Consider the following 11,957-nt stretch of genomic DNA (forward strand, 5'->3'; position numbering starts at 1 on the left):
ATGAGCGAAGCGGTAGCTAAAGATAATGCCGTCGGCCACATTGTCCAGGTGATCGGACCGGTGATCGATGTCGCCTTTCCTCGCGGGCAGGTCCCGGAGATCATGGAAGCCGTGGTCATCACGGAAAAAAATCTCACCATTGAAATTCAGGCGCAGTTGGGTGACGGCGTGGCGCGCGGTATTGCCATGGGCCCCAGCGAAGGTTTGAAGCGGGGTCTGGCGGTTGCCCGTACGGGTGCCCCCATCAGCGTACCCGTTGGTCACGGTACTTTGGGACGGATCATGGACGTCCTGGGTGATCCTGTCGATGGCAAGGGTCCGGTACAGACGGAAGAGCGCAAGGCCATTCACCGCCCCGCCCCCAGCTTTGATGAACTGGCGGCCAGCACCGAAGTGCTGGAAACCGGTATCAAGGTTATCGATCTGGTCTGTCCTTTCGCCAAGGGCGGCAAGGTCGGTCTCTTCGGTGGTGCAGGTGTTGGTAAAACCGTGCTCATGATGGAACTGATCCGGAATATCGCCATTGAGCATACCGGTTACTCCGTGTTTGCCGGTGTGGGTGAAAGAACCCGCGAAGGTAATGACTTCTATCACGAAATGACCGAATCTGGCGTGCTCGACAAGGTGGCGCTGTGCTATGGCCAGATGAATGAGCCACCCGGCAACCGTTTGCGCGTCGGACTGACCGGCTTGACCATGGCGGAACATTTCCGTGATGAAGGCCGCGATATTCTGATGTTCATTGATAACATTTTCCGCTACACCCTGGCGGGTACGGAAGTATCCGCGCTGCTCGGGCGTATGCCTTCGGCAGTGGGTTATCAGCCGACGCTGGCTGAAGAAATGGGTAAGTTGCAAGAACGCATTACCTCTACCAAGGTGGGTTCCATCACCTCGGTACAGGCGGTTTATGTGCCTGCTGACGATCTCACCGATCCGTCACCGGCTACGACCTTTGCTCACTTGGACGCAACGGTGGTGTTATCCCGTCAGATTGCCGAACTGGGTATTTACCCCGCTCTGGATCCTCTGGATTCCTTCAGTCGTCAGCTTGATCCGGCGATTGTCGGTCAGGAACACTATGACGTGGCACGTTCCTGTCAGAAGACCCTGCAGCGCTACAAGGAATTGCAGGACATCATCGCCATTCTGGGTATGGATGAACTTTCCGAAGATGACAAGCTGCTGGTTTCGCGCGCCCGTAAAATTCAGCGCTTCCTGTCCCAGCCCTTTTTCGTGGCGGAAGTATTTACGGGTAGCCCCGGTACCTATGCTTCACTGAAAGATACCATTCGCGGGTTCAAGGCTATTGTTGCCGGTGAATATGATCATCTGCCGGAACAGGCCTTTTACATGGTAGGTACTATTGATGAAGCGATTGCCAAGGCGCAAAAGCTGCAACAGGGATAAGGTATGGCCATGACCATTGATGTGCGGGTCGTCAGTGCTGAAGGGAGTATTTACGAAGGCGTTGCCACCATGGTGGTAGCCCCCGGTCAAATGGGTGAGTTGGGTATTTTGCCGCGCCACGCTCCCTTGCTGACCGGATTACGTCCCGGCGAGTTACGGATTATCAACGGTGAAAACACCGAATATTTGTTCGTAAACGGCGGCATGCTCGAAATCCAGCCGGACGTGGTCACGGTTCTGGCAGATTCAGCGGAACGGGCTACGGATATTGACGAAGCCAAGGCGCTTGCTGCCAAACAGGCTGCTGAGGCGCGTCTGGCCGGCAATCTGGATCAGATGGATTATGCTGCAGCTCAGGGTGAACTATTGGCTCAGATTGCCCGTTTGAAAGCCGTTCAGCGCTTGCGCGAGCAAGGCCTGCTGCGCTAGTTTCGAAAGCAGCGATGCTCCTGTCTTTGGGCAGGTTTCATAAACCCCGGTCGCTCATGGTGACTGGGGTTTGTGCGTTTTGAGGAAGAGATCATGGATCAGGTGATTACCGATATTGTCGTGTTGGCGGCCGGTCAGGGTACCCGCATGCGTTCTGCCCGGCCCAAAGTGTTGCAGGCTTTGGGAGGCAAGCCTTTACTGGAGCATGTGCTGGATACGGCGCAGGCCTTGCAACCGCGACACTTGCATGTGGTGATTGGCAATGGCGCTGAGCTTGTGCAAGAGCATTTCAGTCAGTGGCCCGTGCAGTGGTGGCATCAGCAGGAGCAACGTGGCACCGGCGATGCCCTGAAAGCGGCTTTACCCGGTCTGCGGGGTGCTGACCGGGTACTAGTGCTGTATGGGGATGTTCCCTTGCTCACCGCTGACACCTTGCGCGCATTTCTGGCAAATACTCCGCAAAACGCTCTGGGACTGAGTACCGCCATTCTTGAACAGGCCCAGGGTTACGGTCGTATTGTCCGCGACGCCCAAGGCCAGGTACAGGCCATTCGTGAACAGAAAGACTGCAGCAGCACAGAGCATGCTATCCGGGAAGTGAATCTGGGCATGATGATATTGCCTGTCGCTTCACTGCAGGGCTGGTTATCGGACTTGTCAGCCAATAATGCCCAGGGTGAGTTATATCTGACGGATGTGGTTGCCATCGCCCGGAGCAGTCATCACGAGGTCTGGCCTTTTACTTTTAGCGATGCCAGCGAAGCCCTGGGCGTCAATGACCCGGTTCAGCTGGCGACGCTGGAGAGAATTTATCAGCGCCGGCAGCTGCGTCATTTGCAGGTTCAGGGGCTGCGCCTGGCGGATCCGGAGCGTGTGGATATTCGCGGAACTCTGGAATGCGGTCAGGATTGCTGGATGGACCCCAATGTTCTGTGTATCGGTAAGGTGCGTCTGGGAGATCGGGTGCGCATCGGTATGGGCGTGGTTCTGCAGGATGTGGAAATTGGCGATGATGCAGAAGTACTGCCCTACAGTGTACTCGAAGGCGCCCGTATAGGCGCTAGTGCACGGATCGGCCCATTCGCCAGAGTTCGTCCGGGTAGTGATATTGGCGTGGCGGCACATATCGGTAATTATGTGGAAGTGAAAGCCTCGACCATTGGCAATGGTTCCAAGGCTAATCATCTGACCTATATTGGTGACTCGGAAATCGGTTCCGGAGTAAATGTGGGCGCAGGGAGCATCACCTGCAATTATGATGGGGTTAACAAGCACAAGACCGTGATCGGAAATGATGTGTTTGTCGGTTCGGCGACGCAGTTGATTGCGCCAGTCAGTGTGGGTGACGGCGCGACTATTGGTGCCGGAAGCACGATCACCAAGGATGTGCCCGCCGGTGGCCTGACCCTCAGCCGCAGTCCCCAGCGTTCCATAGCGGATTGGCAGCGGCCGCAACGGAAGATCAAGGAAACCTGACGGCAGCAGGTCCGTTCCTGGCGAAAGGGGCGGGTCGGGGCGTAGATTAACGTAGCACAACGGGTCCAAGAGAAAATCATCCAGCCTGTGGGCTGATGTCAGTATAAATTCAGTGCGGGCAGGATGCCCCTCGTCTTCGGGAGACATAGCTTATGTGCGGTATTGTCGGCGGGGTCAGTAAAACTGACCTGGTACCCATGATTCTGGAAGGTTTGCGGCGCCTGGAATATCGCGGCTACGATTCGGCGGGTTTGGCGATGCTCCAGCAGGTTCCAGGACAGCAGCCAAGCCTGGAGCGCGTGCGGAGCGTGGGCCGGGTGGCGGAATTGACGGCGGCAACCAGCGAGCGGGCTTTGCAAGGCATGCTGGGCATTGGTCACACCCGTTGGGCGACCCATGGGGGGGTGGCAGAATGTAATGCCCATCCCATGTTGTCTCATGAACAAATTGCGGTGGTGCACAACGGTATTATCGAAAATTTTCATGCCCTGCGTGCCCGTCTGGAACAGGCAGGTTATGTATTCACTTCCGAAACAGATACGGAAGTCATTGCCCATCTGGTCCATTTTTATCGACAGACAGCGCCTGATTTGTTCACAGCGGTACGGCAAACCGTGGCGGAATTGCGCGGCGCTTATGCCATTGCCGTTTTGTCGCTTGCAGACCCGGACCGGCTTTGCGTGGCGCGGATGGGTTGCCCTTTGTTGCTGGGGATTGCGGATGAAGGCCATTATTTCGCTTCGGACGTGGCCGCCTTGTTGCCCGTAACCCGCCGGGTGCTGTATCTGGAGGATGGCGACGTGGCCTTGTTGGAGCGGGACAAGCTGTCGATTACCGATCAGGCCGGTCAGCCCCAGAAGCGTGAAGAACATTGGAGTGAACTGAGTGCCGCCGCTGTCGATTTGGGACCATACCGGCACTTTATGCAAAAGGAAATCCACGAGCAGCCCCGGGCCTTGGCGGATACCCTGGAAGGGGCGTTGAACAGCCAGTTGAATCTGGGCGATTTGTGGGGAGCGCAGGCGGAAGCCATTTTCAAGGATGTGAACAGCGTGCTGTTTCTGGCTTCCGGCACCAGTCATTACGCGACCCTGGTGGGGCGGCAATGGCTGGAGAGTATTGCCGGGATTCCCGCTCAGGCAGAGCTCGGTCATGAATACCGCTACCGCGACTCCATTCCCAACCCGCGCCAGCTCATTGTGACACTCTCCCAATCGGGCGAAACGCTGGATACGTTTGAGTCCCTGAAACGGGCCAAGGAGCTGGGTCACGACTATACCCTGTCCATTTGCAATGTGGCGGAAAGCGCTATCCCCAGAGCCTCGGCACTGCGTTTTCTGACCCGCGCCGGCCCCGAAATCGGGGTGGCGTCCACCAAGGCGTTTACGACCCAACTGGTCGCTTTGTATTTGCTGGCGATTTCTCTGGCCAAGGCGCAGGGCAAACTGGATGTGGATACCCAGGCTACCCATCTGGAGGCTCTCCGCCAGCTTCCCGGCAGCGTCCAGCATGCCCTGAATCTGGAACCACAAATTCAGGGTTGGGCAGCGCGTTTTGCGGGCAAGGAACATGCGCTTTTTCTGGGTCGAGGCCTGCATTATCCCATCGCCCTGGAAGGCGCCCTCAAGCTCAAGGAAATCTCCTATATCCACGCCGAAGCCTATCCCGCAGGGGAGCTCAAACATGGCCCTCTGGCTTTGGTAGACAACAATATGCCCGTCGTGGTCATTGCCCCCAATGACCGTTTGCTGGAAAAAGTGGCCGCAAACATGCAGGAAGTGCATGCCCGAGGCGGAGAGTTGTATGTGTTCGCTGATGCAGATAGTCACTTCAGCGCCAGCGCGGGTATTCACGTCATGCGCCTGCCCCGCCACACCGGTCTGCTTTCACCGGTGGTACACGTCATTCCGGTACAGCTCCTGGCCTATCATGCCGCGCTGGTAAAAGGCACCGATGTGGACCGTCCCCGCAATCTAGCCAAGGCGGTTACGGTGGAATGATCGGGTAGGTGCTGTTACGGATGTTGTAGGATACAAATAAAGTTGGTAACAACGAAATAAAGTTGGTAACTTTCAAATAAAGATGGTAACTTTGCTCCGTATACTTGTGTTCAGAGTTGGAGGTACGGATCTTGACCTGCTTACCCCTTGACCACCGGTCGCTGAAATGGATTAAACAAGGTCGGGGAAGGGGCTCAGGAAAAGATTACCAACCCTGGTTGACTGTCAGAGACCTGCCTTCTGCAGGACGGTCTCATAGAATCTGGGGAGTCCAGACTCAACGGACCCACCATCTGCTGTCGGATCTCGAACTGGCGGCTTTTTTTCTATTTGACTGGAATCCATCTGTCGCTGATATCCGCGAGCAATATCCTCTCCGCTTAGAGGATACCAGTGAGCTTGCCACGCAAGCACAGATTCGCCATCCGGAAGTACGAGGACAAGTTCAGATCATGTCCACGGATTTTCTAGTGGACACCAATAAACCAGAACTCCCAAGAATGGCTATTCAGGTAAAAACCTCTTCAGATCTCTCCAACCTTAGGATCATAGAAAAACTAGAACTTGAACGACGATATTGGGCATTAAAGGGAGTGCCATGGTACTTGCTGACTGAAAAACAAATACCCAAGACCGTCACCAGGAACATTGCCTGGCTGTATCCCGCCCAACTGGTTCTGGATGAGATCGAAAACACTCTGAATATGGCACCAGTTTATCTAGGCTTCTTTGCAAAGCATCCGATGTTACAGATTTCTCAGACTGCAATGATGCTTGATCAAGCCTATACACTGTCTCCAGGAGAGTCCTTGCAAAGGATCCGTTCGCTTTTAGCTCTGAGAGTTTTCTTGTTTGACCTCAGAAAACCTTGGTCAAAGCTGGCTGTTGGAGAGCTACAAGCATCTTCAGATCTTGATTCACTGAGGAACTATTATGTTGCGAATCAATGATGTCGTGACATTCGAAGAAACTCGGTATCGCATTCTTGATGTATCGAAAATTCGATATACTTGGATTAATATCGACTCCGATAAGTCTTTGCCGGAACGGATTTCACTGGCAGAGGTAGATGAGCTTATCCATGCTGAGACATTAAAAAAAGTTGACGATCCCTTTTCGCATCTTGCAGTTCAGCTTCCGGAGCATGGCTCGGGGGCACAGCAAACCCGCGACAAACGTTTCGCGATTATCGAGCCTTTAATACATCAGCCGGACATCTGTTTTCGAAGTGGCCGAGGCGCACTAGTTCTGCAGATCGCAAATGACTCCGGGACGGCTAAAAAAACAATATATGCCTATCTTCGCCAATATTGGCAGCGAGGCTGTACACCAAACGCGCTTTTGCCGGATTATTATAAATCAGGAGGGCGCGGAAAAAAGAGAACAGCCACGAAGAAAAAATTAGGGCGTCCGAGATGTATAGCGCTCGGTACGGGGGCAATAATAGATGACAGCATTGAACGCATGTTTCGCATTGTGCTTGATCGGCATTTTCTGACTGAAAAGGGCCATTCTCTGCCCTATGCTCATCGGCGCTTCGAGGATATGTTCAAAACAGCTCACCCCGATATATCGAAAGAGAATTTCCCGACTCTCGCCCAACTGCGTTATTTCAATGAACGGGAATATGTCCGACCTGAACGTATCCGGTTGAGGGTCAATAAGATCGAGTACCAGAAGGACATCAGGCCGTTACAAGGAACAGCTACAGCCGAAGTTCACGGCCCTGGTGCACGATACGAAATCGACGCAACTATTGCGGATATTTATCTGCTCTCCGCTGACCGACAAAAGATCATTGGCCGACCAACCTTGTATGTAGTTGTCGATGTTTACAGCAGATTGATCACCGGTTTTTATGTGGGGCTTGAAAATCCATCTTATGTCACCGCCATGTTGGCACTGGTGACGGCCATGACTGATAAGTCTCAGCTATGCCATTCATTCGGCTATGACATAGAACCAGAAGATTGGCCATCCATGGGGCTACCGGACGCCATTTTGGCAGATCGTGGAGAACTGCTCGGTCATCAGATTGAATACCTGGAGCAGTCCTTTGGAGTCCGAATCGAGAATACGCCGCCGTATCGTGGGGATGCGAAGGGTATCGTTGAACGGCACTTCCGGACCATTCAGGCGGATTTCAAACCATTTGCACCAGGAGTAGTTGCGGGCACCATCATTAAAAAGCGGGGCGGGAAAGATTATCGATTGGACGCAACACTCACCTTGGCAGATTTCACTAAAATCATTATCGGCTCCATTCTGCATCGCAACCAGAGTTCGGTATTGGTCAAATATGATCGCGATTCGGATATGCCTGACACCCTCGCTCCGGTGCCCCTCAATATCTGGCGCTGGGGTATTCAAAATCGCAGTGGACGACTGCGTAACACGTCTGAGGCGGCGTTGAGGCTGGCAATGCTGCCGCGTCAAAAGGCGACGCTTTCAGATTTTGGTATTCGGTGCTTTGGTGCCTATTACACCTGTAATGAGTTGCTGGCATCCGGTTGGTTACATAGAAGCGGGCGACAGCGGCCCGGCCCATTTGTGGCTGCTTACGATCCTTCAGTAGCCGATATCATTTATGTCTTCCCTGATGTATCCAAATCGGATTATTGGGAATGCTCGCTCACCGATCGCTCAAGGGAATTCAGGGGCCGAACGATGTGGGAGCTCTGGGATAGTCAGCAGCAACAACGAAAATCAACAGCGACAGCTAAATTAGAGGAGGCAGAAAGTAAAAGAGTGCTGGAAAACGTGATTCAGAAAACGATCCAACGAGCGGAAAAATTACGTCCTTCTTCCTTTGGCGAATCGAAAACAGAAACTTTGGCTGGCATCAACCAAAACCGCCGGGATGCCCGTGAGCAGGAACGCCAGCAACGACGTGTGGATAGTCAACCAACGAAATCGAGGCCCAAAGCAGAGGTCAGGTATTTGACTGAACAACCCGAAAATGTTGCTTTCCCAGATTTTCTGGATGATCTGTTTGGAGAGGATGTATGACACTACCCAAAGGTATGGTTCAGGCTATTTACAAGGATACCGGGATCAGTCAATACCAAGGAAATCCACTCATTGAAGCGCTGCCGCCGATCTTGGATAGACGTCAGTTAAAGGAGGGGTTATCAGGCCAAATTGCGTTTCGACCAACGGATATTTATCTTGATGGTCCGACCCGCATTCATGTTATCTCCCAATTACTCGATAATTTTTTCCAGCCGCTATCCCGTCACATCGAGCTGGAGTCGAAATTATCGGTCATGCTTCGGCAAGGGTATGTTGGCAGAAATCTGGCGACTGGCGAGCTGAATGCTCACATCCAGAATGGTTATGAGCGTGTCATGCAGGGTGATTTAGCCGTTTTCCGGTTCGAGCATGTGGAGTCCACGGCTAAGAGCCTGGCTTTCATCGGCTGTTCCGGGTCAGGAAAGACAAGTTCGTTGAATCGTATTTTGGCCACCTACCCGCAATTGATTTATCACGAAACGTACAACTTCACCCAGATTGTTTTCCTCAAAATTGACTGCCCGCATGACGGATCCCTGAAAAGCCTTTGTCATAACTTTTTCCGTGAAATCGACGCGGTGCTCGCCACCAATTACGTACGGCGCTATGTGGAAAAACGGCATAGTGTGGAAACCCTGATTGCGGTAATGGCGCATATTGCTAATACGCACGCGATTGGCCTGCTGGTGATTGATGAAATCCAGCATTTGAGTGTTAAGCATTCCGGTGGTGCAGAGCGTATGCTCAATTTTTTCGTCACTCTGGTGAATGAAATTTCAGTCCCGGTTGTCATGGTGGGGACACCAAAAGCCAGATCTGTCTTTGAGCTGGACCTGCGATCCGCGCGTCGCGGTGCAGGTTTTGGTGCAATTCTGTGGGAGCCATTGAGCAAGCCTTCAGGCGAGCAGGTAATATCACGGACCGAATGGGGAGCCTTCACCAACCGTTTGTGGAAGTATCAGTGGCTGACCAAAGCATCACCCGATGTGACCGATGAAATTCGTGATACCTGGTATGATCTTTCTCAAGGCATTATGGATGTCGTCATCAAGCTATTTGTTCTGTCACAAATCCGGGCTGTTGTCACAGGCGTTGAACGCATTACCCAGAGCTTGATGAGAAAAGTTTATCAGGATGAGCTAAAGCCCATCCATCCTATGATTGATGCATTGCGGTCCGGTGATGTCACAAAAATAGCCCGTTACTCCGACCTGACCATTCCCGACGTGGATAGAAAAATACTCGAACTGGGCCATCTGCTGCGTTCCAATCAGGAACGCATTGATACTGCCGTCAAGTATGGGGGAAATGAACAAGCCATTCGTTTACACAATATGCTGGTCGATATGGGGTATGTCTCTGAGTTGCTTGAACCTCTGATCAATAGGGCTTTTGAAAATCACCCGGGACTTGTGATGAAGGATCTTATGCCGCTGATTCTCTCTTGGTATCAGAGCGCAGAGATAGAAAAGACAGCATCATCAAAGCCGAAAATGAAGGCGATGAAAAAAGCTGATTGGCATACCCTGGACTCAAACGATTTGCGTTTTTTATTTTCGCAGTCCGCCAATGAGGAAGCCTTCCTAGAATCACTGAGTCGCGAAGGTTTGCTTTTCGATGCCGAGAACTGGATCAATTCCTTTGGGTGATGGTCGTGTTGAATTTTCCTATACCTTATGCAGAGGAATTGCTGTATAGCACCGTCGCAAGAGCGGGTGTTCGGCTAGGTCATACTAGCCCCAAGCAACTGTTGGATGAAGTCTTCGAATCTCGTAGTGTTATTGCAACGATAGACTTACCGAGCCATCTCGCAACGGTCTCACGCTGGCTTCCTGATGAATATACGCCTGAGAAACTCATCTATAGCCATACCTTATTTCCGCTTTATGCCCCTTTTATTTCAGAGGATCGACGGCGTCAGTGCATGAGGGGGTTGCATCAAGGAACTCAGGGAGCCGTACATCTGGTATTGGGGGTTGTTGCCTCTCTTATTAAGTCACCACGTTTTATCCGATACTGTCCAGGTTGCATAACCGCTCAGCGTGAACAATATGGTGAGTATTTTTGGCTGAGAGAATGGCAGGTCGCCGGTGTGGAATCGTGCCCCGAACATGGCATGTTGAAGGATACGCAGATAGCTCGCCCACTGATTGAAAGGCATCGTTTTATCGCTGCCGCACCTGAATATTGTCATTTTATTAAACAGCAAAAGGGAATGAGGAATTCTGACTGGGTAGCAACTCAGGTGCGTCAGTTGTTGGCCCGACCTACCCAAGTGTCCCCAAGTTTAGAGCAATGGGCAGCGTACTACCGTAACCTTGCTTGCCGTCTGTGCCTCTCCCGAGGAAAAGCGCAAATTGACCACGCGTCGATAAGAGATAGGGTACTAATGGCTTGGCCCGCTACTTGGTTAACCAGAAATCGTCTGATGCCACGTTCTTCGTTTGCCGATGAATCAGACTGGCTGAAAGCAATCTTCCGCAAGCATCGGAAAAGTTTCAATTATCTTCAGCATATTGTGGTTCATCAGGCGCTGTTGGGTCGTCACTGGCGGATAGATGACGTGCTCAATGAGGTAAGCAGGACGCCAATCTGCGAAAAGTCCTCGCAAGTTCAGGTGGCTATACAAAAGTCCAGCAGCCAAACGCCAGATCAGGAGGTCTGGCGCGAATTGTTGTCCTCCCATCCACCCCAGAAAGCCAGAAAAACTGCATCAGCCCTGTATGCCCGGCTTTATCGAAATCATCGTGACTGGCTATTGGACATAAATTATCGTCATGCAGAAGGTAAGACAAATACTAACGTACCACGCATCGATTGGGACAAACGGGACCGGGAACATCTGCAAGCACTTCGACAACTGGCTACCTTTTTGAAGGCAAACGAACAAGGGCCCAGACGCTCAAAAACCTGCTATCTTCGGCTTCTCGGCAATTTTTCGACTCTTGAAAAGAACCTTCATCAAATGCCACGTACTTCGGCGTTTCTGGCAGTTAATTCGGAAAGCATCTCCCAGTACCAGATCCGACGTTTGCAAAATGCCTATGCGGAGTTGCGAAATCTGTTTGAGTCACCACCGAGGTGGCGATTGCTGCGAAACGCGGGATTAAGTGAAGAACGAATGACAGGACCTGCCAGACAATATTTGGAAGTTTTAGTGTGTCGGAGTACAGAATATGAAGTTAAAAGGGGTAGAAAATAATAGCGTTATTCGGGAGATTGGTTCTTTATTCCGCCGTCATGACGATTCTGGTTGGCATATCAATGTTAAACTGGAGCCTGGGCAGAAGAAACAACATGTGGGTGTTTCTCAAATTCCGACTTTAGCTAGACGCAGAGTGGTGAATGCAACCGAACAACCACTGCCTGCCGGATTCCTGAAACGGGTAGTGATAGAAAATACGCGCCTTTGGCTTACGGAACCTATCGATGCCTGTCCGATTCCCGTGGTGAGTCGGCAGGGGGATGGACGGCAATGGTGGGCGCGCTCTAAAATGAAGTGCAACACCTCTGGTCGAAGGCAGACGGAGGTGAGAGATGGCCAGAAAATACAGGCAATTGTTGCCCGATCAGCGAAACCAGATACAGCGTGGATTGAATCAGGGGCTGAGTATTCGTGGCATTGCCAGG

Annotated in this window: 9 protein-coding genes; all 9 read left to right on the forward strand. The window is 52.2% G+C overall.

Translation table 11 applies throughout. The features are described from left to right. Nucleotides 1-1,410: a F0F1 ATP synthase subunit beta gene (gene atpD / locus BLW97_RS00255; RefSeq protein ID WP_075321993.1), complete on the forward strand. Its 1,410-nt coding sequence runs from the start codon at nucleotides 1-3 to the stop codon at nucleotides 1,408-1,410. Between the two features lie 3 nt (nucleotides 1,411-1,413). Continuing rightward, nucleotides 1,414-1,839 (forward strand): F0F1 ATP synthase subunit epsilon, encoded by a 426-nt coding sequence (locus BLW97_RS00260; protein WP_075321994.1) that lies wholly within the window; start codon nucleotides 1,414-1,416, stop codon nucleotides 1,837-1,839. A 102-nt stretch (nucleotides 1,840-1,941) separates the two neighbouring features. Next, a complete protein-coding gene (gene glmU / locus BLW97_RS00265; RefSeq protein ID WP_077218443.1) occupies nucleotides 1,942-3,315 on the forward strand; it encodes a bifunctional UDP-N-acetylglucosamine diphosphorylase/glucosamine-1-phosphate N-acetyltransferase GlmU in 1,374 nt (457 codons plus the stop codon). Between the two features lie 152 nt (nucleotides 3,316-3,467). Next, nucleotides 3,468-5,315, forward strand: a complete 1,848-nt coding sequence (gene glmS, locus BLW97_RS00270) for a glutamine--fructose-6-phosphate transaminase (isomerizing) (protein WP_075321996.1) — start codon at nucleotides 3,468-3,470, stop codon at nucleotides 5,313-5,315. Nucleotides 5,316-5,446: 131 nt separating this feature from the next. Beyond that, a complete protein-coding gene (locus tag BLW97_RS00275) occupies nucleotides 5,447-6,265 on the forward strand; it encodes a TnsA endonuclease N-terminal domain-containing protein (RefSeq protein ID WP_075321997.1) in 819 nt (272 codons plus the stop codon). Beyond that, nucleotides 6,249-8,324, forward strand: a complete 2,076-nt coding sequence (locus tag BLW97_RS00280; RefSeq protein WP_075321998.1) for a Mu transposase C-terminal domain-containing protein — start codon at nucleotides 6,249-6,251, stop codon at nucleotides 8,322-8,324. Before BLW97_RS00275 ends, BLW97_RS00280 begins: the two co-directional genes overlap by 17 nt. Beyond that, nucleotides 8,321-9,976 (forward strand): AAA family ATPase, encoded by a 1,656-nt coding sequence (locus BLW97_RS00285; RefSeq protein ID WP_075321999.1) that lies wholly within the window; start codon nucleotides 8,321-8,323, stop codon nucleotides 9,974-9,976. The genes BLW97_RS00280 and BLW97_RS00285 overlap by 4 nt, the downstream gene beginning before the upstream one ends. Before the next feature lie 5 nt (nucleotides 9,977-9,981). Further along, nucleotides 9,982-11,529: a TnsD family Tn7-like transposition protein gene (locus BLW97_RS00290; protein WP_075323515.1), complete on the forward strand. Its 1,548-nt coding sequence runs from the start codon at nucleotides 9,982-9,984 to the stop codon at nucleotides 11,527-11,529. 335 nt (nucleotides 11,530-11,864) lie between these two features. Continuing rightward, nucleotides 11,865-11,957 (forward strand): helix-turn-helix domain-containing protein (locus tag BLW97_RS00300; RefSeq protein ID WP_143214894.1); only part of this gene is annotated, 93 nt, incomplete at its 3' end.

This window comes from Acidithiobacillus albertensis, assembly GCF_001931655.1.
In the GTDB taxonomy this organism is placed as follows: domain Bacteria; phylum Pseudomonadota; class Gammaproteobacteria; order Acidithiobacillales; family Acidithiobacillaceae; genus Acidithiobacillus; species Acidithiobacillus thiooxidans.